General features: G+C 67.7%; 23 protein-coding genes and 1 tRNA gene. 12 read left to right on the top strand and 12 right to left on the bottom strand.

Annotated elements, in window-relative coordinates:
- Positions 1 to 153 precede the first annotated feature (153 nt).
- From ACFU5V_RS04280 to ACFU5V_RS04270, 3 genes are all read left to right on the top strand, one after another.
- On the top strand, positions 154 to 471 hold the full coding sequence (locus tag ACFU5V_RS04280) for a helix-turn-helix transcriptional regulator (protein ID WP_174705445.1): 318 nt from the start codon (positions 154 to 156) through the stop codon (positions 469 to 471).
- Entirely contained in the window at positions 468 to 968 is a 501-nt protein-coding gene (locus ACFU5V_RS04275) for an SRPBCC family protein (protein ID WP_378697128.1), read from the top strand. The genes ACFU5V_RS04280 and ACFU5V_RS04275 overlap by 4 nt, the downstream gene beginning before the upstream one ends.
- Positions 969 to 1,029: 61 nt before the next feature.
- Complete coding sequence (locus ACFU5V_RS04270) at positions 1,030 to 2,013, top strand: sigma-70 family RNA polymerase sigma factor (RefSeq protein WP_378697126.1); 984 nt, start codon at positions 1,030 to 1,032, stop codon at positions 2,011 to 2,013.
- A 3-nt stretch (positions 2,014 to 2,016) separates the two neighbouring features.
- Here ACFU5V_RS04270 and ACFU5V_RS04265 read toward each other — a convergent pair whose 3' ends face one another.
- Positions 2,017 to 2,421 carry a VOC family protein gene (locus ACFU5V_RS04265; RefSeq protein WP_015889204.1) on the bottom strand — a complete coding sequence of 135 codons (405 nt, stop codon included), beginning with the start codon at positions 2,419 to 2,421 and terminating at the stop codon, positions 2,017 to 2,019.
- Between the two features lie 36 nt (positions 2,422 to 2,457).
- On the bottom strand, positions 2,458 to 2,637 hold the full coding sequence (locus tag ACFU5V_RS04260) for a hypothetical protein (RefSeq protein WP_378436881.1): 180 nt from the start codon (positions 2,635 to 2,637) through the stop codon (positions 2,458 to 2,460).
- Between the two features lie 577 nt (positions 2,638 to 3,214).
- Here ACFU5V_RS04260 and ACFU5V_RS04255 point away from each other — a divergent pair.
- Positions 3,215 to 4,606 (top strand): wax ester/triacylglycerol synthase family O-acyltransferase, encoded by a 1,392-nt coding sequence (locus ACFU5V_RS04255; protein ID WP_378436883.1) that lies wholly within the window; start codon positions 3,215 to 3,217, stop codon positions 4,604 to 4,606.
- A 2-nt stretch (positions 4,607 to 4,608) separates the two neighbouring features.
- Here the strand turns inward: ACFU5V_RS04255 and ACFU5V_RS04250 are convergent, their stop codons facing one another.
- Positions 4,609 to 4,905 carry a SelT/SelW/SelH family protein gene (locus ACFU5V_RS04250; RefSeq protein WP_378697124.1) on the bottom strand — a complete coding sequence of 99 codons (297 nt, stop codon included), beginning with the start codon at positions 4,903 to 4,905 and terminating at the stop codon, positions 4,609 to 4,611.
- A 138-nt stretch (positions 4,906 to 5,043) separates the two neighbouring features.
- Between ACFU5V_RS04250 and ACFU5V_RS04245 the strand changes: the two genes are divergently transcribed.
- Positions 5,044 to 5,169 carry a hypothetical protein gene (locus tag ACFU5V_RS04245; protein ID WP_255314952.1) on the top strand — a complete coding sequence of 42 codons (126 nt, stop codon included), beginning with the start codon at positions 5,044 to 5,046 and terminating at the stop codon, positions 5,167 to 5,169.
- Positions 5,170 to 5,208: 39 nt separating this feature from the next.
- Here ACFU5V_RS04245 and ACFU5V_RS04240 read toward each other — a convergent pair whose 3' ends face one another.
- On the bottom strand, positions 5,209 to 5,982 hold the full coding sequence (locus ACFU5V_RS04240; RefSeq protein WP_378697122.1) for a serine aminopeptidase domain-containing protein: 774 nt from the start codon (positions 5,980 to 5,982) through the stop codon (positions 5,209 to 5,211).
- A gap of 139 nt (positions 5,983 to 6,121) precedes the next feature.
- Here ACFU5V_RS04240 and ACFU5V_RS04235 point away from each other — a divergent pair, with 139 nt between their 5' ends.
- The 5 genes from ACFU5V_RS04235 to ACFU5V_RS04215 are packed head-to-tail and all read left to right on the top strand — an operon-like array spanning position 6,122 to position 12,240.
- On the top strand, positions 6,122 to 7,099 hold the full coding sequence (locus ACFU5V_RS04235; protein WP_378697120.1) for an ABC transporter permease: 978 nt from the start codon (positions 6,122 to 6,124) through the stop codon (positions 7,097 to 7,099).
- Positions 7,096 to 8,019 carry an ABC transporter permease gene (locus ACFU5V_RS04230; protein ID WP_378697118.1) on the top strand — a complete coding sequence of 308 codons (924 nt, stop codon included), beginning with the start codon at positions 7,096 to 7,098 and terminating at the stop codon, positions 8,017 to 8,019. The genes ACFU5V_RS04235 and ACFU5V_RS04230 overlap by 4 nt, the downstream gene beginning before the upstream one ends.
- Positions 8,016 to 9,869, top strand: coding sequence for a dipeptide ABC transporter ATP-binding protein (locus ACFU5V_RS04225; RefSeq protein ID WP_378697116.1), 1,854 nt, complete (start codon positions 8,016 to 8,018; stop codon positions 9,867 to 9,869). The genes ACFU5V_RS04230 and ACFU5V_RS04225 overlap by 4 nt, the downstream gene beginning before the upstream one ends.
- Before the next feature lie 30 nt (positions 9,870 to 9,899).
- A complete protein-coding gene (locus ACFU5V_RS04220; RefSeq protein WP_378697114.1) occupies positions 9,900 to 11,585 on the top strand; it encodes an ABC transporter family substrate-binding protein in 1,686 nt (561 codons plus the stop codon).
- A 49-nt stretch (positions 11,586 to 11,634) separates the two neighbouring features.
- Positions 11,635 to 12,240 carry a hypothetical protein gene (locus tag ACFU5V_RS04215; RefSeq protein WP_378697575.1) on the top strand — a complete coding sequence of 202 codons (606 nt, stop codon included), beginning with the start codon at positions 11,635 to 11,637 and terminating at the stop codon, positions 12,238 to 12,240.
- 6 nt (positions 12,241 to 12,246) lie between these two features.
- Here the strand turns inward: ACFU5V_RS04215 and ACFU5V_RS04210 are convergent, their stop codons facing one another.
- The 7 genes from ACFU5V_RS04210 to ACFU5V_RS04180 form a co-directional block, all read right to left on the bottom strand.
- Positions 12,247 to 12,615 (bottom strand): hypothetical protein, encoded by a 369-nt coding sequence (locus tag ACFU5V_RS04210; protein WP_378697112.1) that lies wholly within the window; start codon positions 12,613 to 12,615, stop codon positions 12,247 to 12,249.
- A gap of 116 nt (positions 12,616 to 12,731) precedes the next feature.
- The gene (locus ACFU5V_RS04205) at positions 12,732 to 14,000 is read right to left on the bottom strand and encodes a zinc metalloprotease (protein WP_378697110.1); all 1,269 of its coding nucleotides are present in this window, start codon (positions 13,998 to 14,000) and stop codon (positions 12,732 to 12,734) included.
- A gap of 22 nt (positions 14,001 to 14,022) precedes the next feature.
- Positions 14,023 to 15,948 (bottom strand): DNA/RNA non-specific endonuclease, encoded by a 1,926-nt coding sequence (locus ACFU5V_RS04200; protein WP_378697108.1) that lies wholly within the window; start codon positions 15,946 to 15,948, stop codon positions 14,023 to 14,025.
- An 82-nt stretch (positions 15,949 to 16,030) separates the two neighbouring features.
- Positions 16,031 to 18,988 carry a CHAT domain-containing protein gene (locus ACFU5V_RS04195; protein ID WP_378697106.1) on the bottom strand — a complete coding sequence of 986 codons (2,958 nt, stop codon included), beginning with the start codon at positions 18,986 to 18,988 and terminating at the stop codon, positions 16,031 to 16,033.
- Positions 18,989 to 19,000: 12 nt separating this feature from the next.
- Positions 19,001 to 20,401 (bottom strand): hypothetical protein, encoded by a 1,401-nt coding sequence (locus ACFU5V_RS04190; protein WP_378697104.1) that lies wholly within the window; start codon positions 20,399 to 20,401, stop codon positions 19,001 to 19,003.
- A gap of 123 nt (positions 20,402 to 20,524) precedes the next feature.
- Positions 20,525 to 21,094 carry a dCTP deaminase gene (gene dcd, locus ACFU5V_RS04185; protein WP_072937534.1) on the bottom strand — a complete coding sequence of 190 codons (570 nt, stop codon included), beginning with the start codon at positions 21,092 to 21,094 and terminating at the stop codon, positions 20,525 to 20,527.
- Positions 21,095 to 21,103: 9 nt separating this feature from the next.
- Positions 21,104 to 21,727 carry a TetR/AcrR family transcriptional regulator gene (locus ACFU5V_RS04180; protein ID WP_378697102.1) on the bottom strand — a complete coding sequence of 208 codons (624 nt, stop codon included), beginning with the start codon at positions 21,725 to 21,727 and terminating at the stop codon, positions 21,104 to 21,106.
- 93 nt (positions 21,728 to 21,820) lie between these two features.
- Between ACFU5V_RS04180 and ACFU5V_RS04175 the strand changes: the two genes are divergently transcribed.
- Positions 21,821 to 22,645, top strand: coding sequence for an oxygenase MpaB family protein (locus ACFU5V_RS04175; protein WP_378441452.1), 825 nt, complete (start codon positions 21,821 to 21,823; stop codon positions 22,643 to 22,645).
- Between the two features lie 96 nt (positions 22,646 to 22,741).
- Positions 22,742 to 22,815 (top strand) — tRNA-Gly (locus tag ACFU5V_RS04170).
- 832 nt (positions 22,816 to 23,647) lie between these two features.
- On the opposite strand, the gene ACFU5V_RS04165 is transcribed toward ACFU5V_RS04170, so the two are convergent.
- Positions 23,648 to 24,772 carry a helix-turn-helix transcriptional regulator gene (locus ACFU5V_RS04165; protein ID WP_378697100.1) on the bottom strand — a complete coding sequence of 375 codons (1,125 nt, stop codon included), beginning with the start codon at positions 24,770 to 24,772 and terminating at the stop codon, positions 23,648 to 23,650.
- Between the last annotated feature and the right edge of the window lie 18 nt (positions 24,773 to 24,790).

Raw genomic sequence — 24,790 nt, 5'->3', positions numbered from 1 at the left:
CCCGGCTTCGTGGACGCACCGTGGCGGGCGCGTGAACCACGTGCGAACTTCCCCTGTGAGTACTTGTTAACCGCCCGCGGTTAACAAGTACTCACAGGTGGCGAAGCCGCACAACCGTTGACATGTGACTAAATGGTCACCTATTCTCGATCCATGGACGACGATCACGTCTTCAAGGCGCTGGCCGATCCGACCCGCCGCCTGATACTCGACCGATTGTTCGCCCAGGACGGTCAGACGCTCACCGAACTCGAGTCGCACGTCGAAATGACGCGATTCGGTGTCATGAAGCATCTGCGTGTGCTCGAAGACGCGGGACTCGTCGTCACGCGCCGCTCCGGCCGGGAGAAACTTCACTACCTCAATCCTGTGCCGATACAGCTGATCCACAACCGGTGGATCGACAAGTACACCGAGCGTCACACCTCGGCGCTCGCTCAGCTGAAATCCGAACTGGAGGAAGAGAAATGACTACCGCCGACACGATCCAGATCTACGCCGTCTACATCAAGGCGACCCCGGAGGCCATCTGGGAGGCCATCACGAAACCCGAGTGGTCGCAGCAGTACGGGTACGGCGGCCTCGTCGACTACGACCTCCGCGCGGGCGGGTCGTTCCGCACGCGCGCGGACGACGCGATGAAGGAATACCCCGGCGTTCCGGACGTGATCGTCGACGGCGAGGTGATCGAATCCGATCCGCCGAAGAAGCTGGTCCAGACGTGGCGGATGCTGATGGACGCCGACAACGTGGAGGGTTTCACCACGCTGACCTACGAGATCGTGCAGTCGAGCAGGCCCGGAGTCGCGAAACTGACTGTCACACACGACCTCACCAATGCGCCGGGCCTGGCGGAGATGGTCGCGGGCAGGCACGAACCCGAGGGCGCCGGCGGCGGCTGGAACGAGGTGCTGAGCGGAATGAAGACGCTGCTCGAGACGGGTCAGCCGATGGTGAACTGGGGCTGAACACCGGGTCGGCGAGCGTGAGGGCCCGACATCTGTCAGACGGTCGCAGTAAGCTCCAACCATGACGGCTGCGCAGTCGCTCGACGGGGAATTCCTCGCACTCGCCGACCCTTACCGGCGCGAGTTGCTCGCCCATTGTTATCGCATGATGGGCTCACTTCACGACGCCGAAGACCAGATGCAGGAGACGTTCATCCGGGCGTGGCGCGGATACGAGGGCTACCAGCAGCAGGCATCGCTGCGGACGTGGCTGTACAAGATCGCCACCAACACCTGCCTGACGGCGTTGCAGAACAGGTCGAAGCGTCCGCTGCCGAGCGGTCTGGGCGCTCCCGACTCCGATCCGACCGCCGAACTCGTCGAGCGACACGAGGTGCCGTGGCTCGGGCCGCTCCCCAACCGCCTCATCGACGACGACGCCGGTGATCCCGCCACCGTCGTGACGTCGCGCGAGTCGGTGCGGTTGGCGTTCATCGCGGCCCTTCAGCATCTTCCTGCACGTCAGCGCGCCGTTCTCGTCCTGCGCGACGTGTTGCAGTGGAAGGCGTCGGAGGTCGCGACGGCCCTCGGTACCACCACGACGGCGGTCAACAGCCTGCTGCAGCGTGCCCGGACGCAACTCGAACTGGCCACGCCGTCGGCGGACACGCTCGTCGAACCGGAGTCCCCCGAGGAACGCGAACTGCTCGACCGCTACGTGGCCGCGTTCGAGAACTACGACATCGACGGGATCGTCGAACTGTTCACCAAGGACGCCGTCTGGGAGATGCCGCCGTTCGAGGGCTGGTACCGCGGCGGGACCGCGATCGGCACCCTGGTCAGCGAGAAGTGCCCGGCCAAGGCTGGAGGCGACATGCGACTGGTGCCGACGGTGGCCAACGGACAGCCGGCGCTCGGCCTGTACATGCGCGGGGAGGACGGGGTCCATCGTCCGTTTCAGCTGCACGTTCTGGACGTGACGGCCGGCGGGGTCTCCCACGTCGTCTGCTTCTTCGACGTCGATCTGTTCGAGAAGTTCGGACTGCCGGAGACCCCGCCCGCCTGACTCCTACGCCGGCACGGCGGCCGGATCCATCCACATGACCTCCCAGACGTGGCCGTCCAGGTCACGGAACGCGCGGCCGTACATGAAGCCCTCGTCCTGGAGCTTGCCCCACGCCGAGCCACCGGAGGCGAGGGCCTTGTCGACGAGGCTGTCGACCTCCTCGCGGCTGTCGGCCGAGATACACAGCAGCGCCTCGACGGCCTTCGAGGTGTCGCAGATGCCGCCTTCGATGAAGTCCTTGAACCGGGACTCGACGAGGAGCATCACCGACGTGGACTCGTTGATCACCATGGCGGTGCAGGAGTCGTCGCTGAACGTGGCGTTGAACTCGAAGCCGAGTCCGCCGAAGAACTGCTTGGTCGCGTCGAGGTTCTTGATCGGCAGGTTCACGAAGAGCATCCGGGACATGTGATTCTCCTTCTCGGGTTCCGCCCAGTGCGGAAGTCATCGATACAGACCACGGCGGTGCGCAAAACTCATCGGCGACCGCGCGCCCGATTCTGTCAGCTCTCGGCGAGGTCGAGGATCGAACCGATCAGGTTCCGCACCACGGCGCCGACGGCACCGGATCGCGCCGCCGAAGGAGGCGGCGAGAAGTTGCGCGCCGTGGCAGATCCCGAGCACCGGGAGACCGGCGTCCGAAATTTTTTTGATGAAGTTTCGCTCTCCCGGAGGTTGCGGGTGGGTAACGTCGTCGACGGCGCCCCGTCGGACCGCCCATCACCACGAGGCCGAGCGGCCGGCGGTTCGAACGCTCGGTAAGTGCGGGACTCGCCGGAGCGAAAACCACTCTCCGCCAGCAGAGTTCCGACGAGAGCCGGTCCTTTGAACGACACGCGCTTTACAACTACACACGGCTTGTTCACGCCACATTGGCTACCGAGTAGGGACTTTCGGCCCTAGGCAGTTTCGGAAACGCGAATTCCGCACTGAGTGCACAAAATTGGGATGTTCACACGGAGTTCACTTTCGGTGTACATCGGCCGAATGACAGCAGCCGAACTGGACGCTTGTCTAGTGGCATGGCTCACGGGAAACCTGTAGAAATACGAGCGTCACGCTTTCGTGACCTGTCCCATATCAATTAGTTATCCGGTGGTGGTCCCTGACAAACGGAACGTCACCATCTCCCGTTACCTCAGACCACAGACGAGCCCTCCTGCGATCCGGGAAGTCGTCTTCGGGATGGAAAGGGCAATAGATGCCGCTCCCCATGTCCCCCCTCGACTCGATGTTCCTTCTCGGCGAGTCCCGAGAGCACCCGATGCATGTCGGTGGCGTGGAGATCTTCCAGCTTCCGGAAGGCGCCGACACCTACGACATGCGCGCGATGCTCGACCGCGCGCTCGCCGAGGGCGACGGCATCGTCACACCCCGGCTCGCCAAGCGGGCCCGCCGGTCCTTCTCGTCTCTGGGTCAGTGGAGCTGGGAGACCGTCGACGACATCGACCTCGGCCATCACATCCGGCACGACGCACTGCCCGCCCCCGGCGGCGAGGCCGAGCTGATGGCCCTGTGCTCACGGCTGCACGGATCGCTGCTCGACCGCAGCCGCCCGCTGTGGGAGATGCACCTGATCGAGGGACTGAGCGACGGACGGTTCGCCGTCTACACCAAGATCCACCATGCGGTCGCCGACGGCGTCACCGCGATGAAGATGCTGCGCAACGCGCTCAGCGAGAATTCCGACGATCGGGACGTGCCCGCTCCGTGGCAGCCGCGCGGTCCCCGCCCGCAGCGGACGCCGTCGAAGGGGTTCAGCCTGTCGGGTCTCGCCGGTTCCACCATCCGCACCGCCCGTGAGACGGTCGGTGAGGTCGCCGGTCTCGTGCCCGCACTCGCCGGCACCGTTTCCCGCGCCTTCCGCGACCAGGGCGGTCCGCTCGCCCTGTCCGCACCGAAGACCCCGTTCAACGTGCCGATCACCGGCGCCCGCCAGTTCGCGGCGCAGTCGTGGCCGCTCGAACGTCTCCGCCTGGTCGCCAAGCTGTCCGACAGCACCATCAACGACGTCGTGCTCGCGATGTCGTCGGGGGCGCTCCGCAGCTACCTCGAGGATCAGAACGCCCTGCCCGCCGAGCCGTTGATCGCGATGGTGCCGGTGTCGCTGAAGAGTCAGCGTGAGGCGGCGACCGGCAACAACATCGGGGTGCTCATGTGCAACCTCGGCACCCACCTGCGCGAGCCGGCGGATCGGCTCGAGACCATCCGGACCTCCATGCGCGAGGGTAAGGAAGCCTATGGCTCGATGACCGCCACGCAGATCCTCGCGATGAGCGCGCTCGGGGCGGCACCGATCGGCGCGAGCATGCTGTTCGGGCACAACTCGCGGGTGCGCCCGCCGTTCAACCTCATCATCTCCAACGTTCCCGGCCCCAGCTCACCGCTGTACTGGAACGGTGCGCGGCTCGACGCCATCTACCCGCTGTCGGTTCCGGTCGACGGCCAGGGACTGAACATCACGTGCACCAGCAACGACGACATCATCTCGTTCGGTGTCACCGGTTGCCGCAGCGCCGTGCCCGACCTGAAGTCGATCCCGGCCCGGCTCGGACACGAGCTGCGCGTGCTGGAGCGGGCTGTCGGGATCTGACGTCAGGGGGTCTTCCGGTCGCTGTGCCCGAGGTGGCGGTCGGGCGCGACCCGGTCGCGGACCAGCTGCTTGAGGACGACGATGTCCGGGAAGCCGCCCTGCTCTTTGCGGTCCCAGATCAGGTCGTCGTCGACGGTGATGCGGAAGATCCCTCCGGTGCCGGGGACGAGTGCGACCTCGCCGAGTTCCTGACCGAACGTTCCGAGTAGTTCCTGCGCCATCCATGCTGCACGCAACAACCATTGGCACTGGGTGCAGTAGGTGATCGCGACCCGGCCGTCCGCGCTGCTCGTCGTCATCGTGCCAGGTTAACCGAACACGCTCCCTCGCTTGCTGTTCGAGTTGCATGCGCGACACCAGTTCGTCATGCGGGCGTCAGCATGTTGGGGCAGACTGTCGATCGCCATGCTGTGCCCCCTCGACGAAAGGAAGCCTCCATGCCCACCGCGCTCGAAGAATCGCGTCGCCACGCCATCGACCTGACCAACGAGAAGATCCAGGCCGTCAAGGATTTCTTCACCAACATCTTCCGCCTCGACACCACGCACCGCACCGAGGCGTGAACGGGCGGGGAGGCCTTCGCCGCGAAGGTCTCCCCGCGTTCACCGGAGCGTCCCGAAGAACTCCACGATCTCCGCGGCCCGGAAGTGGTCGTCCGACACGTGCGGGCCGCTCACCTCGACGAACTCGACGGCGTCCGAGCCGCGGCGGATCATCTCGACCCACGGTCCCGTGACCCCGGCGATGTTCGCGACCTCGTCCTCCCGCGAGGCGTACACCCGAATGGGTATTCCCACATAATCTCCCGGCCGGTGCCGGACGGCGTCCCAGTGCTCGGTCTTCGATTCCAGGTCGTGCCCGTCCGCGGACAGGTCGAACGCGTCCCGCACGGTGTCGCGTCCGTGCTCACCTCGTTCCCACACCGCGCGCAGCGACAGCGACGGGGCGATGAACACCGCACCGTCCCACGGCGCCTCGCGCAGGCGCACGGCGTTCGCGGCGGCGTTGCCGCCCATCGACTCGCCGATCAGGAACCGCACTGTCACCGGCCACCGCCGGGACACCCACGCGTCCAGCGCCACCACGGCGTCCTGCGCCGACCGGTTACCCCAGAGGTCGCCGTGCAGGTACGGGCTCGCGACCACGTATCCGGCGTCCAGCAGTCCGTCCCGCAGTCCGGCGCGGTCGTCGATCGACCTCTCGTCCCCCGTCCGCCCGTGCAGGTAGTACGCGACCGCCGACGGTGTCGCCCCGCGCGGCACCGCGACGACCGCACGATCGCCGGACCGCGGGACCGTCACGGCGTGTTCGTCGTACCCGGTGAGGTGTGCCGTGCGCCGCGTCACCGGTTCGACGGCGCCGGCACGAATTGTCACACCGCCCACGCTAACAAGCGACGACGCGACGTGCGTGGCGGGGAATTCGGGCCCGGCACCCGTTTCGCCGAGTCGGGCCGACCGCCGTCGGCGCGCTCCTATACTTCGTAGCGTTGAGCCCTAGTTGCGAGGGGGACCGATGGCCGGCTTCCTGCTACGACGAGCGCTCAATTACGTGGTGCTGTTGCTGCTGGCGTCGTTCCTGACGTTCAGCCTCACCTCCCTCACCTTCCGCCCGCTCGACAGCCTGGAACAACGCAACCCCCGGCCGCCGCAATCGGTGATCGACGCGAAGGCCGCGGAACTGCATCTGGACGACCCGATCCCGGTGCGGTACGCGAACTGGCTGGGCGGCGTCGTGCACGGCGATTTCGGCACCACCGTCACGGGTCAGCCGGTGTCGGACGAGTTGGGCCGCCGGATCCTGGTGAGCATGCGATTGCTGATCCTCGGTTCCGTCATCGGGGCGGTGCTGGGTGTGTTGATCGGTGCCGCCGGTGCGATCCGGCAGTACAAGTTCAGCGACTACTTCAGCACCGTCGTGTCGCTGCTGATTCTCAGCGCGCCCGTGTTCCTCGTGGCAACGTTGCTGAAATACGGTGCTCTCCAGATCAACTCGGCCACCGGCAGCCAGATCTTCCTGTACACCGGGGAATCCTCGGCCAGCACGATCACCGGGTTCTGGCCGCAGTTCGTCGACCGGGTGCAGCATCTGGTGCTGCCGACCATCGCGCTGGCGTTGGGCAGCATCGCCGGGTACAGCCGATATCAACGCAACGCGATGCTCGACGTCCTGGGGAGCGACTTCATCCGGACCGCGCGGGCGAAGGGCCTGACCCGGCGGGCGGCACTGCTCAAGCACGGACTCCGGACGGCGCTGATCCCGATGGCGACCTTGTTCGCCTACGGGTTCGGGGCGCTGGTCGTCGGGGCCACGTTCACCGAGAAGATCTTCGGCTGGCACGGCATCGGCGAGTGGATCGTGATCGGCATCGACAATCAGGACACCAACATCGTCGTCGCGATCACGTCGTTCACCGGGCTGATCGTGCTGTTGTCAGGGCTGCTCTCGGACGTCGTGTACGCGGCGCTGGACCCGAGGGTGCGTGTCGGGTGACCGAGATCCAGATCGCGTCCACCGATGCGGCGGTGTCGGCCGTCGGTCGCCGGACCCTGCTGTTCCGGCGGTTTCTCCGGAACAAGCCCGCCATCGCCGGGGTGTGCGTCCTGCTGTTGCTGTTCGTCGCCAGTTTCGTCGGACCGTACCTGCTCCCCTACGACTATCAGCAACTGGACTACACGGCGCTGCTGCAGCCGCCGAGCGCCGAACACCCGTTCGGCACCAACCAGATCGGGCAGGACGTTCTCGCACAGACGTTGCGCGGGCTGCAGAAGTCGCTGATCATCGGCATCTGCGTCGCGCTCTTCTCCACCGCCATCGCGGCGCTCGTCGGTGCGCTGGCCGGGTATGTCGGCGGTTGGCCGGATCGGGTGATCATGTGGCTGGTCGATCTGCTGCTCGTCGTTCCCAGCTTCATCATCATCGCCGTGTTCACTCCCCGGCTGAAGTCGTCGAGTTCGATCGTCCTGCTGATCCTGCTGCTGGCGGTGTTCGGCTGGATGATCACCGCCCGGATGGTCCGCGGGATGACGCTGAGTCTGCGCGAGCGGGAATTCGTGCAGGCCGCCCGGTACATGGGGGCACCGACGCACAAGATCATCACCAGCCACGTCGTCCCGAACATCGCGTCGATCCTGATCATCGACGCGACCCTGAACGTCGGCGCCGCGATCCTCGCCGAGACCGGGCTCAGTTTCCTCGGGTTCGGCGTGCAGAAACCGGACATCTCCCTCGGGTCGCTGATCGCCGACGGCACCGAATCCGCCCTCACCTACCCGTGGCTGTTCATGTTCGCGGGCGGACTGCTGGTGATCACCGTGCTGTCTGCCAACCTGGTGGGCGACGGTCTCCGCGATGCAGTCGACCCCACCTCGAAGCGGGCCCGGTCCCGCAAGAGCAGGAAGGCGAAGCGGTGACCGGGCAACCGCTGCTCGACATCGAGAACCTGCGGGTCAGCTTTCCCAGCGAGGAAGGCCGGATCGAGGCGGTCCGCGACGTCAGCTACACCGTCTCCGACGGCGAGGTGCTCGCCATCGTGGGTGAGTCGGGCTCGGGCAAGTCGGTGGCGTCCCTCGCCGTGATGGGTCTGCTGCCCGAGCACGCGCGCGTCACCGGCTCGATCCGGTTGCAGGGCCGTGAGTTGCTGGGCATGGGAGACCGGGAACTCTCGGCGCTGCGCGGGAAGACGGTCAGCATGGTGTTCCAGGACCCGCTGTCCGCGTTGACGCCGGTGTACCGGGTCGGTGACCAGATCGCCGAGGCGCTGCTGGTCCACGGCCGGGCGAGCAACAGGAAGGACGCCGAGCAGCGCGCCGTCGACCTCCTCGATCTGGTCGGGATCCCCGATCCAGCGGTGCGCGCCAGGGCCTTTCCCCACGAGTTCTCCGGCGGCATGCGACAGCGCGTGGTGATCGCCATCGCGATCGCCAACGATCCCGCGCTGATCATCTGCGACGAACCGACCACCGCCCTCGACGTGACCGTGCAGGCGCAGATCCTCAACCTGCTCCGCAAGGCCCGTGATCTCACCGGCGCCGGCGTCGTGATGATCACCCACGACATGGGCATCGCGGCGACCCTCGCCGACCGCGTGGTGGTGATGTACGCGGGCCGGGTGGTGGAATCGGCGCCGGTGCGGGAACTGTTCGCCGAACCCCGGATGCCCTACACCGCAGGACTACTCGTGTCCGTACCGCGGATGGACGCGCCGATCCGGAGCCGCCTGGTCTCGATCGCCGGCGCCCCGCCGGCACCGCATTCGCTGCCACCGGGTTGCGCGTTCGCGCCGCGCTGCCCGCTCGCCGTGGACGCCTGCCTGCTCGCCGAACCGGAACTCGTCGCGACCGGACCGGCGCACCGGGCGGCGTGCATCCGCGTCGACGAGGCCGGCACCCGCGACCTGTTCACGGCGTACCGGCGAGACCGGTCTACCCCTACCCCTCCCGCGAGGACGCCCGACGACCGGGTGGTGCTGCGGGTGACCGACCTGGTGAAGACGTATCCGATCACCAGCGGTCTGGTGTTCCGCCGCAAGCGCGGCGAGATCCGGGCGGTCGACGGCATCACGTTCGACATTCGTGCCGGCCGCACGCTGGCGTTGGTGGGCGAATCCGGCTCGGGCAAGTCGACGACGTTGACGCAGGTCCTCGACCTGTCCGCGCCGGAATCCGGGTCGATCGAGGTGCTGGGTGCCGACGTGGCGGCGCTGAGCGCCCATCGCAGGCGCGCTCTCCGGCGGAAGATGGCCGTTGTCTTCCAGGATCCGACGGCGTCCCTGGACCCCCGGCTGCCGGTGTTCGACGTGCTCGCCGAGCCGCTGCGGCTGGACGGCCGCGGGCGCGAGGAGATCGGCCGCCGGGTACCGGAACTGCTCGACCTGGTCGGGTTGCGACGCGAGCACGCCGACCGGTATCCGGCCGACTTCTCGGGCGGCCAGAAGCAGCGGATCAGCATCGCCCGGGCGCTCGCCCTCGATCCGGAACTGCTGTTCCTGGACGAACCGGTGTCTTCGCTCGACGTCTCCATCCAGGCCGGGATACTCAACCTCCTGCGCGACCTGCAGGAGCAGCGGGGCATGTCGTACCTGTTCGTCTCCCACGACCTGTCCGTGGTCCGCAACATCGCGCACGACGTCGCGGTGATGTACCGGGGCAGGATCGTCGAGTCGGGGGCCGCGCAGACGATTTTCGAGGATCCGCAGCACGAATACACCCGGGCACTGCTCGCGGCAATCCCCGTTCCGGATCCGACCGATTTGGCACACTAGGGTCAGCGAACTTCGAGGAAGGGCACATCCATGAGGATTCGTTCGGCGCGCACCCGCCTCGCGGTATCGTTCCTGGCCGTCGGCCTCGTTCTCGCCGGCTGCGGGGGTTCGGACACCGGCGGCACCGGGACCGGATCCGGGTCGCTCGGCACCACCAACGACATCAACCCGCACGACCCCAGCGAACTGCGCGACGGCGGAAACCTGCGGTTGGCGTTGTCGGGTTTCCCCCCGAACTTCAACACGCTGTCCAACGACGGCAACGACTCCGAGATCGGCGGCATGCTGAAGCCGATGATGCCCCGCGCGTTCGGCACCGACGCCGCGGGAGCGCTGTCGGTGAACCACGACTACTTCGTCGACGTCGCGCTCACCGGCACCGACCCCCAGCAGGTCACGTACACGATCGAGCCGAAGGCGGTGTGGTCCGACGGCACCCCGATCACGTGGGAGGACATCCAGTCCCAGGCCGCGGCGCTCAGTGGGAAGAACAAGGAATTCCTGATCGCGAACACGTCCGGGTTCGAGCGGGTGGACCGGGTCGAGCGCGGCGTCGACGACCGTCAGGCGGTGATCACGTTCGCCGAGCCGTACGCCGAATGGCGGGGCCAGTTCGCGGGCAATTCGATGCTCTACCCGAAGTCGGCCACCGCGACCCCGGAGGCGTTCAACACGAGTCTGCGCGACGGGATCTCGGTGACGTCGGGACCGTTCGCGATCGCGTCGATCGACCGGGCGCAGAACCGGATCACGTTGGGCCGCAACCCCGCGTGGTGGGGTAACACCCCGAAACTCGACACCATCACGTACAGCGTGCTCGACGACTCCGCGCGCATTCCCGCGCTGCAGAACAACGAGATCGACGCGTCCGGGCTGGGCACGATCGACGAGGTGAAGACGGCGGAGGGATCGGACGGCATCGCGATCCGCCGGGCGCCGGGAACCCAGTTCTCGCACATCACGTTCAACGGCGCGGACGGATCGATCCTCGCCGATCCGCAATTGCGGGTGGCGCTGTCGAAGGGCATCGACCGGCAGGGCATCGCGACCGCGATCCAGAACGGTCTGGTCGACGACCCGAAGCCGCTGAACAACCACGTCTACCTCAGCGGTCAGCAGGGCTACCAGGACAACAGCGCGGCCGTCGCCTACGACCCGGAGGAGGCCGCCCGGCGACTCGACGAACTCGGCTGGAAACTCAACGGCGAGTTCCGGGAGAAGGACGGTCGCCGGCTCGAGATCCGCGACGTGATGTACCAGTCGACCACCTGGGTCCAGATCGCGCAGATCGTTCAGCAGAACCTCGCGCAGATCGGCGCCAAGCTGAACATCGACACCCGCGGCGGCACCGGGTTCTTCACCGACGTCATCCAGCCCGGCGACTTCGACCTCGCCCAATTCTCCTGGGTGGGTGATCCGTTCCCGCTCAGCGGCCTCCCGCAGATCTACGCGTACAACCCCGACGACCTGCAGGGCAATTACGGCCGGATCGGTTCGCCCGAACTGAATGCGCTGATCGAGCGGACCATCTCGGAACTCGACCCGCAGAAGGCCATCGAACTGGCCAACGAGGTCGACACCGCAGTGTTCGAGGAGGGGTTCTCGCTGCCGCTGATGCAGGCGCCGGGCAACGTCGCGGTGCGCGACAACCTGGCGAACTTCGGTGCCGCCGGTCTCGCGTCCTACGACTACACCAAGATCGGCTTCCTGAATTAGCGGGTTCGCGGCCGTGCGCTATCCGGTGGCCGTCGCCGTGGGCGCCCTGCTGGTGTGCGGCGGGTTCGCCGTCGTCGCCGACGCCGATCAGCTCAGCGCGCTGGTCGTCGTGGCGGCGGCGGTGCTCGGGGTCACCGGTTACACGTGGTTCGCGGCCACCCGTGCGCTCTCCGGGCCGGGTCGGCCGGCCACGGTGCACCGGGTGCGCCAGCAGCACCGGCTGACCAGCAGGTCCTGGATCGAGGTCCGCGAGAAACCGGGGTCACTGTGGATTCCGGTGTTCTTCGATCCCGCCCTGATCACCCTGCCGACGCCGACCGCGGCGACGGTGCACGACGCGGGCCGCCGCACCGTGGTGGTGTCGGACGGCCGTCGCCTGCTCCCGTCCGGACGAGCGCGTCGTTCGGAACCGCCCGGCCGGTTGATCGACAACCCGTCCCGTCCGGATCCGGAGGGTCCGGTGCGCGCCCGGGTGGCGGTCCGGCCCGCCCGCAGACTTCTCCTCGACGCCCAGTTCGCGGTGGCGGCGCCGTTCTCCGGGGCACTGTGGGTGTACGTCGCGGGCGGCGGGCTTCCGGCGTTCGCCGGCGCGACGTGTGTGGCCGCGGCCGTCGCCGTGTGGTGGGCGGCGATCCGCGGCTCCGACCCCAGCTGAGGGCGGCTACGACATGGTGACGCCCGCGCTGACGAAGCACGGCAGCAGGCCGGCGATCTCACTCAGCACCGGCCCGAATCCCACCGCGGCCGGTACCGGGTCGTTGACGAACGCGATACCGCGGAACCCGGTGGTGAGGTTCGTGAACTGCACGACGGCGCCGTTCCACTGCGCAAACGGCGCGGCGGTGGTGTACCGGATCCGGTCGGGTCCGACGCGTTCCGCATTGAACGTGAGCCAGGCTCCGGGAGCGCACGTCGACATCGAGGCGGGGACGAACGGCGCGGCGGAGGCGGCACCAGGCACCGCGAAGGACAGTGCGCCCGCGACGGCGATCACTGCTCCCAGCCGTCCCAGCACTTTTCGAGTAGACATCGGAATTCCTTTCGGGGCGCGCCAATCCGTCTCCCCGAGTACGGCGGAACCGCGTCACTGAGTGTGAATACCAGGTCCGAGAATTATATCTCCGCAGGTACCTCCGGCCGCTAGGGTCAGGACGCGTCACCGACGTCCAATTCGAGCCGGTCCTCGTCGAACCGGACCACCCGAACAGTGCGGGTGTCGCCCGCCGCCGTGGTCACCTCGAGCCGTCCGTCGTCGTCCGCGGGCACCCAGGTACCTTCCCGTGGCTCGTCGGCGTCGCCCCGGCCGATCGCCCAGTCGACGAACGAGCCGTCCGGCCGGAATTCGATCCCGCCCCGCCCCCTCGCGCGCGGGAAGTCGAATCCGGCGGGCCGGTACACCCGGACGCCGTCGTGGTCTTCCTCGAAGGAATGCTGCCAGCGTCCTGCGGCGCCCGGGGCGACCAGTGCGGAGACGGCCGGACTCGCGGCCCGCCCGGTCCACAGCGCCTTCCGGACGCCGTCCAGGCACGCCCCCATCCGGGCGCCCTGGCCCTTGGTGAACATCACCATTCCCGCGTCGTCCGTGTAGTCCATGTAATCCATGAACAGGTCGCCGTGCGGGCCGTTCCTGCAACTGATGTGCGGGAATCGTGGCATCCCGACGTTCTGCCCGCCCTGATTGGGGGTGTCGGCGACCTCGTCGGAGCCCCGGCATCCGGTGCCGTCGTCGCCCCAGATGTGGAAGAGGTTGAAATAGTGCCCGATCTCGTGGGTCGCGGTGCGCCCGAGGTCGAACGGTGCCCGCGCGGTGCCCGTCGTGCCGAACGCGGTGTAGGTGATCACGACGCCGTCGGTGGAGACAGGACCGCCGGGGAACTGCGCGTAGCCGAGCAGGCCACCGCCGAGCGCGCAGACCCAGATGTTGAGATATCTCTGCGTCGGCCACGGGTCCGCGCCGCCGGTCTCCGCGGACTTCACGCCGTCGTTCTGGCCGAACGAGTCGACTTCGGTTGTGGTGCGGGTGATTCCGTTCGACGGCCGTCCGGCCGGGTCGGTGTCGGCGAGGAAGAACTCGATTCCGGCGTCGCCGATCAGGTGCTCGAACACGGGCGGAACGGTGTCGATGTCGTCGTTGGCGGCGCGGAAGTCCTTGTTGAGCACCGCGATCTGGCTCTCCACCTGTGCGTCGGAGATGTTCTGCGCCGCGGTGTTCGACACGACGTGCACGACCACCGGAATCCGCACCGGCCCGCGGGCGGCGATCGACTGCAACGGCTCCAGTTCGATGCTCTGGTTCTCGATCTCCGAGCGGGCGATGCGGTACGACTCCGACTCGGTCAGCAACCGGCGGTGCACGTCCATCGCCCCGCACGTGCGGCGGGTCGGCAGATCGGCAGATGATTCGCTGGTGCTCATGACGTCGGGTTTCCTTCCGGTTTCAGAGGATCAGGTCCTGGGGGCGGATCAGTTCGCGGGGCAGGCTGCTCGCCTCGATCCGTTCGAGCGGGTCGGCCGCGATGTAGGGGTCCAGGCCCAGTCCGGTCAACCGGGCGATCCGCCGGACGGGTACCTGGAACGTGCGGTACGCGCCGTAGGAGAACGCTTCCTCCCCCTCGGCGAACTCGTCGAGCAGGGCGGCCTGGCTGAGCAGGTATCCGGTGGCCGAGAGGCTGCCGTCCTGCTTGACCATGGCGACCGTCTTCCAGAACTGCCGTGGCAGCGCCACGCCGCGATACTTCGGGTCGTCCGGTGCGAGAACGGGCCCGGTCACGACGGTGACGGCGAGATCGGCGTTGTCCGCGTTCTTCAGGACGTAGTCCTCGAGTCCCAGCCACAGCGTCTGTCCCGCGTTGAAGCTGTGGTGTTGCGGAGTGCAATTCGTGAAGTGGAACGTGTCGTCGTTCGCCGCTTTCGCCAGCGGGCCCCAGGCCGGGTCGAGACGCCGCACCAGGTGCCCTCGGTCGAGCGGATTGTCGCGGTACACGTCCTCCCCCGTCTGCTGATCGGCGGGAAGCCTCGGGTCGAGTATCCATCTGTCGCTGTCGCGCCGGGGGCTCTGCGACTGCCGTCCGTCGATGTTCACGGCGGTGAACCAGGCCAGCGCCCGCTCGCGGTGCATCACGACGCTGAAGTGGTGATACTTCAACTCCGGAGACGCCACCGCAGGCACCTCGGGCCGCGGCAGTGGTAGCGGCACCTGCAGGAAGTTCGCGTCGTACCCACCCCGGGTGCCGTAGTTCGGATCGATCGAGATCGCTTCGGGCGCCGCGGCCGCTGAGTCGACGGATCCGAGGCGCACCGTGATCTCGAGGGAAACCCGGACGGTCACCTCCCGTTCCTGTTCGAGCACCGGGCGGACCGCCGGCACCGCCCGCTCGGCGCCGAGGACCTCGTCGACGAGGCCCCGCCACCGCGGGGTCAGGTTCTGCGCACGCACGTATTCGAGTATGCGGCTGATCCGCACCCCCTCGTTGAGGACTCCACCGAACTCGGTGTGCTGCGGCGCCCGCACACTCGCGTGGTGCAGGGCGACCACCTCCCACTGGTCGTTGAACACCGGTGAACCCGACGATCCGGGTTCGGTGTCGGCCGAGTAGTGCAGGAACCGTTCGGGAATGTCGACGATGCGGTTCTCCCGCAGCGCGATCTGCTTCTTCTCGCCGCGGGGATGCTGCACGATGGTCACGAACTCACCGATCACGGCCTTGCCCTCCGCCTGGATCAACGGGCTGAAACCGAACTGTGCGAGCGTTCCGGGCTCGGCCCCGACCGCGACCAGCGCGAAATCGCGTTCCCGGTCGGCGAGGTAGAACCGATCCGGATCGAACGGAAACATCTGCACGGGACGCGGTTTTCCGTCGACGCCATCCTGGTAGTCGAACTCGATCACGCTGCTGCGGGCGGTGTCGGCGTCCGGCAGCACGTGGTGGTTGGTCAGCAGCAGGGCCGGTGAGACGAGGAAGCCGGTGCCGTAGCCCTGCAGGGTGCCCCGGGCATCGCGGATGTTCACCCGTCCGATGGACCGGGCGGCGGCGACGCCGGCATCGAGGTAGCGGGCGCCGACGAAATCGGCTGTGCCCAGGATCTTCTCGAGCACCCGATCCGGGAGAGAGTCCGACGTCCAGCCGTCTTCGCCGTAGTAGCGACCGAGCCGGTCCACCCGCTTCGCGATCCGTTCGGGCGTATCCGCCGCGGCAACCCCGCCGGGACCGTTGAGTGCCTCCACGTGCTCGCCGCGCTGGGGTGCCCGTTCCCGCGCGCGCAGTTCTGCCGCATCGTGTTGTCGTTGCCGTTCCGCCTCGAACGTTCCCGCGTGCGTCGCGCGCTGCGACTGCCCGTCTCCGATGTTGTCGACGATGGTCATGACTCGGTCCTCACGTAGGCGGCGGCTCGGTGCTGTGCCTGCCAGCCTTCGCGCAGCGGCCGGACCGGTCTTGCGTAGCCGACTACTCGTTTCTCGGTCCGGCCGCGGCGCCGGCGCGTTCGTACTGTTCGACGCCGTTCCGGACGACCCGCCGAATGCGGGTGCCGTCGGCCACCAGGGCGTCGAGCAGCGGAACCGCCAATTCCGGGCGGATCGGGATTTCCGCGAGCAACTGCCCGAGTTCGAGTGCGTCCGATCCGAGTGCTCCGACGACGACCTCCCGCCGCGCGCAGTCCAGTGCCGCGTCGACGTCGAGTTGTTTCGCCGTGTCACCCCCCGAAGTCGATATCGGTGTCGCCGTCTCGACCAGCAGCGCCCGGACGTCCCGCGCGGCCAGGTCGCGGTCGGTCGCCCACACCAGCATCGCCGCGACCGCCACGTACAGCGCGGCGAAGGTCGTGCCCTCCATCTCCGGCCGGTCGACCAGCCGCTCGCACGTCGTCCCGGTGATCGTCCGCGGCGCGTAGACGTCGGGTTTGCCCGCGTCGGGGAAGTACGGGGTTTCGTGGGTGAGGGTGCCGTCGTCCTCGACGGCACCGACGGCGAACGCCTCCGCACTCCACGCGGGATACTCCGGTTCGTCGGAGTGGTCACCCGAGACGATCACGAGTCGTCCGTCGCCGACCAGTCGTGCGATGACGGCGTTCTGCGCGTCGGACGGGACCGCGTTGCCGTAATCGAAAACCAGGATGTCCGCGTCGGCGAGGGCGGCGTCCTCCATCCACCGGCAGACGTCGCGTTCGGACGGGGCACCGTGCGCGAAGGCCATCTCCTGGGGCAGGAGTTCGGCCAGCGCCGATTCGCCCTGCCCCGTCTCGCCGGCCACCACCCGGCCCGGAACGTCGTGCCGGATGGCGCACTGCGTGACGGCCACCGCGATCTCCTCACGACGACCGGCGGTGAACGGTCCCGCCACCGCCAACCGCAGTGCGTGCCGCACCGGCGCTGCGGCGGCCGCCTCGGCCTCGGGTGCCCCGGAGCCGGCGCCGAAGAAGTCGGACCCGTTCGACGCCGGCGGTGCCGGCTTCGCGGCACCGACACCCAGTTGCCGGACGAGCAGCGGCAGGTCCCGCGGTTCGAACGTGCCGTCCTGGGCGGCGAGATCCGCCAGCTGCTCCCACAGTTCCAGGTGCCGCACGTCGGTGTAGAGCCGGGAGAGGTCCTGCTCCGGGTAGCGCGTCAGCGTGGGCAGGTTGCGCCGGATCCATTGCCACACTTCGGGCCAGGACAGAGCGTCGAGGCGGATCGTGCGCACTTCCGCGGCGCGGAGCGACTCGGTCAGTCCTGCGAGTTCCCCGGTGGTCGCCACGGCGAGCCGCGCGTCGCCCCGACGCTGTGTCAGCAGGACCAGGGCGTCGAGGAGGTCCGAGGCGCCGGGGGCGTCGCCGACCAGCAGGTCGCCGTCGTCGACGACGATCGCGGTGGGAACTTCGGTGAGGTCGTCGAGTAGCCGCTCCCACCAGTCACCGGCGCCGAGCCGGCCGGGCCGGGCGGTACGGACCCCGGCGTCGTCCATCAACTCGGCGACGATCCGGGACAGTTCGCGGAGCGGGTCGGGTTTCGCGAGCAACCGTTTCGCGCTGACGAACAGGTGCGCGATCTGCGGTTCGAGTTCCTCGAGCACGCGGTCCAGGAGGGCGGTCTTTCCGGTGGAGGGCATCCCGACCACGTGCAGCAACCGGGCGGACGTCCGCCCCGACAGCACGTCCACCCCCTCCCGCAGTTCCGCGAGGCGGGAGATGAAGCGGAGTTCGCCCTGCCGGATCCCGATCCGCCGCGAGATCCGCCGGGGCGACGGTTCCGGCCGCGCCTTCGCGTCCGGGTCGACGATCGCGCCGGGCTCGCTGCCGCCGACGAACAGGCAGGGCACCGCCCAGTCGAGCAGGGGGTCGCCGCTGTTCTCGTCGCCCTTGATCGCGAGCCGCGCCAGCCGCAACGCCTCCGCGACGGGCTGGCCGGCGGTCAGCGCCTCGTAGAAGAAGCGCGTCAGCAGTCGCTCCGTCCGGAACGGCAGCACCGCCTGCATGCCGATCACCATCGGACACGCATCACGCACGCAGATGTCGGCCGAGGACAGCGGTCCCGGCCACGGGTCGTCGTCGGTGGCGCCGTCCGGCGCGCGGGCCGTCTCGCAACCCGCGAACACGGCCAGCCGGAGGTCCGGCAGCTGCTGCAACAGCAACGCGAACTCCTGGCTCGGCAGCAGCATCCCGCGGCCGTTGCGCCGCTCCACCTTCAGACCGTCCGGATTGGCGTGACCGAGGTAGTGGAAGAGGTGAAACCCTCGTCTCTGCATGCCCATTCGACTGCGGAGACGTTCGACGGACGGCCGGTCCTCGACCACCACCCGGAGCAGACCACGGTCGACCAGGGGCCGCAGTTCCGACAGCAGGCTGCGTTTCTCGGCATACAGGTCGAACGGGGCCTCGGAATCCTCGGGGCCCTCCCGCAGCGGACTCGACATCACCAGCAGGAGATTGAGCGGCGGCTCGATCGGCGTGTGCCGGATCGGGTAGGTGCGCGACCGGCCGGACCGCACCACGTGGACGTCGCGTGCCATGGCGAGGAACTGGTCGGGGCGTTGCGGATCCAGCAGCAATTCCCACGGCCACGCGCACACTTCCTGCGGCGCGGCGAGGATCCGCACGAGGAGCTGAGTTCCCGCCCTCCCGGCGATTCCCCGGCTCTGCTGCAGCAGCGTTTCGATGTCGGGGATCCCGAACACCAGGTCCGTCAGCACTTTCCCGACGTCGAGCGCGTGGGCCGCGGCGTCGGGGCGCGCGTGCCGGACGGTGTCGGTCAGCCATCCGGACGGCGCGTCGATCGTCTTTCCCGTGACGTCGTTCGGCAGTTTCCATTCCGGGATCTCGCGCCGCACCGCGAACACCGAGCCCATCCAGGACTGCGCCGACAGCCACACGTGGTCGCCCGCCCGGAGGACACTGATCTCCAGTTCCTCGAAACTGGTTGCGGGTCTCATGTTTCCGCACTCCTAGGCGTCGACGGACCGGGCGATCTCGTCGAGGTCGACGACACTCGCGACGTCGGTGACCGGGTGCACACCGGGAGCGCGCACGGTGATCCGGTAGTCCTGGGCGGGTAGCCCGCCGAGGACTGCCTGCTGCCAGCCGTCGACGGCCGGCGACAACGGGTGCTGCCTGCCCGGACCGCCTGCGACGGGCTCGACCGACGCGACCAGCCGCGCGCCCCCGGCACCGGTTCGCGCGCGGATCACCAGCGGCTCGGCCGTCGTGACGTCGTCGACCTCGAGCGCGACCGATTCGCTCACCGCCGGAAACACGTTCGGGGGCGCGAGAACTGCGGTGGTCAGAATCCCGCCCACGTGGTCGAGCACCGGGTCGTCGTTCTGCAGGGATCCGTGCCGCTGACTGAAGAACGCCGCGTTCTTCCACCCCGTCATGAGTTCGTGCGGGGTGGCCGACAGCTTCGGCACCGTACCGTCCCCGCCGCTCTCGCCGGGCCCGCGGACGGTCATCGTCTCGACCTTCGACCCGGCGAGCCGGGCGGCCCACTTGGTGGGCTGGAAGTCGCCGATCACCGGACGGATGTCGTAGCCCTCGGGTCCCGACTTCAGCCGCGCGTCGACGGCGTCGCGCAGGTCCCGGTGCAGGCGCACCGCGGCCCCCATCCGGCCGGCGTCGAGACCCGTGCCCGACCAGTCGAGCTTCCCGTCGTCGAGCGCGCGCCACGACCCGTCGTCGCCCGCCATGCACCGATACGACGGCAGCAACTGGTAGGCGGACGTGAACGACCCGATCAGTGCGCCGAGGTCGACGGTGAACGGACCCCAGCCCTTACGGAAACCGTTGACGAGGAAATCGAGCGCGTTGACCGCACCCGAATACGGGGTGCCGAACGTGACGAGGGTGCGGGTGTCGCGCCACCCGTCCATCAGTTCGAGGAACAGTCGGGCGACGATTCCGCCCATGGAGTGGCACACCAGGACGAGCTTCGCGTCCGCGTTGCCCGACTTCTCGCGCCACCGCGCCAGCCAGTCGTGGGATCGCCGGGCCAGCGTGCGGGCCGCCACTCGGTTGTCGCGCCGCCAGTCGTAGGGCAGTTCGAAATAGTTGTCGCCGGGAACGGCTTCGAATCGGCGGACCAGGTCGTCGCGGAACTTCGTGTAGCCGTCGATCTTCCAGTCCAGCCCGGGAACGAAGTGGAAGTCCGGCACCAGCCGGGTGGCCACGACGCCGTCGCCGAGGTCGTCGACGTCCGGGTCGTCGCCGTCGAGTTTCAGTGTTTTGATGTTCCTGCCCAGTGACAGCACACTCGCCAGCGCAACGCCCGGTGTCGGTGCCCACACGTCCTTGCCGTCACGGGCGAGGACCGACCCGCCGATGCCGGGCAACAACACGACGACGTCTTTCATGGCGGCCTCCGGGATCGAACGCCCAGGAGAGGGCGGCTTCGAATCCCAGTCTTCTCTTCCTCGCCGCAATTCACACGAGTAGCGGACCACTCGGTTTGCAGTTTTTCGGCGGGCCGCCGACGCTCAGCGCTGCGCGAAGTTCAGGTAGGCCTTCGACGGCGTCGGGCCGCGCTGCCCCTGGTACTTGGAGCCGACGGCCGAGCTGCCGTACGGGTGCTCCGCCGCGCTCGACAGCCGCAGCAGGCACAGCTGGCCGATCTTCATCCCCGGCCACAACGTGATGGGCAGGTTGGCGACGTTGGAGAGTTCCAGCGTGATGTGCCCGTTGAAACCCGGGTCGATGAATCCGGCCGTCGAGTGCGTGAGCAGTCCGAGGCGGCCGAGCGAGGACTTGCCCTCGAGGCGTCCCGCCAGGTCGTCGGGCAGCGAGCACACTTCCAGCGTGGAACCGAGGACGAACTCGCCGGGGTGCAGAACGAACGGCTCCCCCTCCGCCGGCTCGACCAGCGTCGTCAGCTCGTCCTGCCGCTGAGCTGGGTCGATGTGCGTGTAGCGGGTGTTGTTGAACACCCGGAACAGGCTGTCGAGGCGCACATCCACGCTCGAGGGCTGGACCATCGAATCGTCGAACGGGTCGATGCCCAGACGTCCAGTGGAAATTGCGGTACGGAGATCGCGATCGGAGAGGAGCACAGGTAGAGGTTAACGGGTGTGGATGGCCATCGAGAGCAGCAGTTCGGTGCAGGTATCCACCAGCTCCTCCTCGGGGAGCGTCACGGTCCCGTTCAGCCATGCCGTCAGGGTCTGGGCGAGGCCGCCGACCATGAAGTGCGCGGCGAGGTCGAGGCGCGGGCTCTCGGCCACCTCGTAATACCCGACCGTCTGCTTCGTGACCAGGCCGGCGAACAGTCGCGAGCTGTCGAGGCGACGCTGGGCCAGCACCGCGCTCGACTGCGCCACCGAGAACATCAGCCGGCCGTGCCGCGGATCCTCGGCGACCTCCCGCACGATGTTGCGGACCCCGGCCCGGACGATGTCCCGCTCCCCCGGCCCGGCGTTCGTCACGGCGTCCAAGGTGCTGGTCGCGATGCGTTCCACGACGTGGTCGTAGACGGCGACGGTGAGCGCGTCGCGGTCGGGGAAGCTCTCGTAGAAGTAGCGGGTGGCGAGTCCGGCCTGTTTGCAGACTCCACGCACGGTCAGGGCGTGGTCGCCGTCCGCGCTGCCGAGCAGGTCGAGTCCGGCCTCGATGAGCTGGCCGCGTCGTTCCGATCGACGCTGGTCACCCTCTTGGCCGCCGTACACCCTGTCCGACGCGATTGCCATGGAAACATCTTCGCACTTGCCTCTGGACTCGCCACATATATGTGAGTACGGTCGTATTCAGATAGGAATTCACCGCTTGCGACAGGAGTGCACATGTCGACATCTCTCGAGGTGCCGGACCGACTCGAACTCGTCATGGACGGCGCCGGCCTGCTCGCCGGCGCAGCAAACGTGATCATGCAGCTCTCCCACCCCGCCGTCGGATACGGCGTCGTGGAAAGCCGCGTCGAAAGCGGACAGATCTTCCGGCACCCCATCAAACGAACCCGGACCACCCTCACCTACCTCGTCGTCGCCGCACGCGGCACCGAGGAAGAAAAAGCCCAGTTCCGCAAGGGCGTCAACCGCGCCCACGCCAAGGTGCGGTCGGGACCAGACAGCCCCGTGCAGTACAACGCGTTCGACCCCGAACTGCAGCTGTGGGTCGCCGCCTGTATCTACCGCGGATTCGAAGACGTCCACCGCTCCATGCACGGCGAACTCACCGCCACCGAAAGCGAATACTTCTACCAGCAGGGCGCCACCTTCGGCACCACCCTCCAGGTGCCGAAAGAGATGTGGCCCGACACCCGGGCCGCCTTCGACGACTACTGGGAGAAAGCGCTCGCCAACGTGTCGATCGACGACACCATCCGCGAATACCTCGTCTCCCTCGCCAAGGTCGAATTCATGCCCACCGTCGTATCCCGACTGTTCGGCCGGCTCAACCTGTTCTTCACCACCGGCTTCCTGCCACCACTCTTCCGCGACCAGATGCACCTCACCTGGACCGCCAAGGATCAGCGACGCTTCGACCGGACCATGAGCACCATCGGCGCCGTCAGCCGACGCATCCCCGTCACCATCCGCGAACTCCCCTACATCCTGCTCATGCGCGACCTCCGACGCAGAATGCGGACCGGCAAACCCCTCGTATGACACTCCGCGCGTGTGCGCGCGTAGTCCGGATCACCATCTGATAATGTTTCCGCCGCAGGGTGTTGGGCCTGCCTACGGGCGCCCAATATCGTGCGCGCCGATGTAGTTCAATGGCAGAACATCAGCTTCCCAAGCTGAATACGCGGGTTCGATTCCCGTCATCGGCTCCACCATTACCGCAGGTAGAGCGGTTCTCGCGCTCGGCCGCTGTAGCCGCAACTGTAGCCAGTACCTCCTCGGTACCTCCACCTCAGCCAATAGGCGGATGCTGCCCCGAATGGCAGGTACAGCGTGACGCTGATACCCATCATGCGGGACAACTCAGAGAGATCCTGGAGTACGGCCAAGGCGTCGCCGCTCGCAGCGCGCCCACTTGCTCGGCCGTGAGGAACATGTCCGGGTCGTCCACGACGCCCGGTGCTCCCCCGTGGGCGCTGTGCTCACTCGGGAGCTTCACGCAGTCGGCGGGGTTGTCGTGTAGGTGGCCGTCCACCACGGCCTGCGCCAGCACCATCCGCACGACGAAGTTAGCTCAGCAGTGCTGTTGCCCTTGCAGTCTTTGCGGGCGCGAGCCTTCGGCTTCAGCAGGTTCTCGTACTCACCGCGAGTACGGGGCTTCAAGTCGGTGCGGCTGGCCAGCCATGCCTCCGCCGCGTGAGCGAATAGCTGGTCGCGCGGCACCACGATGCCACCCCGGTTGCCTGCGCTCGGCGTTCAGCTCGTCGCGGCGAGCCTCCGCCGCTTCACGTGTGGCGAACGACTGCTGGCGGCTGCGCTGCTTCTTGCGATCTTCGGGCTTGGCCGGGTCCAACGGCACCGACAAGCGGCGTTCGTCTCGTACCAGCTCGGACCAGACGACCTCGTATCGCTTCGCCACCCTGCCGTTGTGCTTCGTCGTGGTGCTGTGCGCCCTGATGTAGGAAATGGTTCGGGCGGTGAACCTTCTTGGTTGGCGCACCATTGGCCGTGAAGCAGATACGCACAACTGAGAGTTCGGCGAATTCAGTTGATGCCCTTCGCCCACCATCCGGATGGCGGGGATGCCGCAAGCTCCCAGCGCGGCGCGTAGTGCTCGAGGAATATCTGCCCCACCAGTTCCCCGCGGCTGCGCACCCCGGTCTTGTCGAAGATCGACTTCATGTGGTCTTGAATTGTGTAGACGGATAACGACATTGCGTGCGCCATCTCCTTTGTCGATCGCCCTTGGATGCACAGCGCAGTGAGATGGCATTCGCGTTGGGACAGTCCGTAGGCCATGGCAATGACGGGCGCGATCTCATGCGGTGTCGCGGGTTGGATGATGACGGCGGTGCGTCCGTCTTCGACGCCGGAAAGCCTGGTCCCGTACAGCAACAGCCAGGCGCCGGATCGCGTGCGTACCCGCGAGCGCGCGGCAAGTTCCAGCGGATCGGTGCCCGGTTCGATCGCCCGCGCCCGGGCCGCGATGGCCTGCACGACCTTCGATTCGAACGGCGTCGACGGCGCCGGGACCTCGACAATTTCGTCGATCCAGCGTTCCGCGGCGGGTGAGACCGATTCCGGGTTGCCCGCGGCGTCGAAGACCACCACGCCGGGGCCGTAGTCCACGGTCGTCACGGCGGCCTCGACCTCGTGAAGCATCGACCGTCGCAGACCGGTCGCTAGCGCGGGCGCCAGCGCGGCGAGTGCGCGGACGTGCTCGGCGGTGTACCACGGTGCGCCCGCATCGCGCAGGAATGCCGCTGCACCCCAATAGACCCCGTCCGACACCAGGGAGACCCGCAGCTCGTCGCCGATGCCGTACGCCTCGTGCGAACGGTGCCGTGCGCTGCGGGACAAATCTCCGTGGGTATCGAGACTCAGTGCACCCGCCAGGCGGCCACTGTGCGCAAGAAACGCCCACTTGTCGACGTCCTCGACCTCGTATTCGTAGTGCGCCAACCAGGATCCGGAACACCCAACGTTCCGGTTGACGCTGCCGGTGAACAAGATGGTGCCCGGGTCGACGGTGTGCCAGCAGCAGCGCTCATGTGGGATCACCGTGCGCAGGGCCTCGCTCATTCGCGCGCTGTACCCCACCCAGTCCAGCTGGTCGGCGGCGGCACGCGAGATTTGATCGCGGACGCGTGGCAGCAAGCTCTGCGCCATGTCCGAAGTGTATCGCAG

This window comes from Rhodococcus sp. NPDC057529, from assembly GCF_042802055.1.
Classification (GTDB): domain Bacteria; phylum Actinomycetota; class Actinomycetes; order Mycobacteriales; family Mycobacteriaceae; genus Rhodococcus_F.
Note: the sequence above shows the minus strand (reverse complement) of the source record. Positions and strands in the feature narration are given on the sequence as shown.

Coding starts and splice junctions, on each gene's coding strand:
- ACFU5V_RS04280 (WP_174705445.1), top strand. CDS start 154: ATGGACGACGATCACGTCTTCAAGGCGCTGGCCGATCCGACCCGCCGC.
- ACFU5V_RS04200 (WP_378697108.1), bottom strand. CDS start 15,948: ATGACCATCGTCGACAACATCGGAGACGGGCAGTCGCAGCGCGCGACG.
- ACFU5V_RS04180 (WP_378697102.1), bottom strand. CDS start 21,727: ATGGCAATCGCGTCGGACAGGGTGTACGGCGGCCAAGAGGGTGACCAG.
- ACFU5V_RS04235 (WP_378697120.1), top strand. CDS start 6,122: ATGGCCGGCTTCCTGCTACGACGAGCGCTCAATTACGTGGTGCTGTTG.
- ACFU5V_RS04220 (WP_378697114.1), top strand. CDS start 9,900: ATGAGGATTCGTTCGGCGCGCACCCGCCTCGCGGTATCGTTCCTGGCC.
- ACFU5V_RS04245 (WP_255314952.1), top strand. CDS start 5,044: ATGCCCACCGCGCTCGAAGAATCGCGTCGCCACGCCATCGACCTGACC.
- ACFU5V_RS04265 (WP_015889204.1), bottom strand. CDS start 2,421: ATGTCCCGGATGCTCTTCGTGAACCTGCCGATCAAGAACCTCGACGCG.
- ACFU5V_RS04275 (WP_378697128.1), top strand. CDS start 468: ATGACTACCGCCGACACGATCCAGATCTACGCCGTCTACATCAAGGCG.
- ACFU5V_RS04255 (WP_378436883.1), top strand. CDS start 3,215: ATGCCGCTCCCCATGTCCCCCCTCGACTCGATGTTCCTTCTCGGCGAG.
- ACFU5V_RS04190 (WP_378697104.1), bottom strand. CDS start 20,401: ATGAAAGACGTCGTCGTGTTGTTGCCCGGCATCGGCGGGTCGGTCCTC.
- ACFU5V_RS04210 (WP_378697112.1), bottom strand. CDS start 12,615: ATGTCTACTCGAAAAGTGCTGGGACGGCTGGGAGCAGTGATCGCCGTC.
- ACFU5V_RS04175 (WP_378441452.1), top strand. CDS start 21,821: ATGTCGACATCTCTCGAGGTGCCGGACCGACTCGAACTCGTCATGGAC.
- ACFU5V_RS04165 (WP_378697100.1), bottom strand. CDS start 24,772: ATGGCGCAGAGCTTGCTGCCACGCGTCCGCGATCAAATCTCGCGTGCC.
- ACFU5V_RS04250 (WP_378697124.1), bottom strand. CDS start 4,905: ATGACGACGAGCAGCGCGGACGGCCGGGTCGCGATCACCTACTGCACC.
- ACFU5V_RS04205 (WP_378697110.1), bottom strand. CDS start 14,000: ATGAGCACCAGCGAATCATCTGCCGATCTGCCGACCCGCCGCACGTGC.
- ACFU5V_RS04195 (WP_378697106.1), bottom strand. CDS start 18,988: ATGAGACCCGCAACCAGTTTCGAGGAACTGGAGATCAGTGTCCTCCGG.
- ACFU5V_RS04270 (WP_378697126.1), top strand. CDS start 1,030: ATGACGGCTGCGCAGTCGCTCGACGGGGAATTCCTCGCACTCGCCGAC.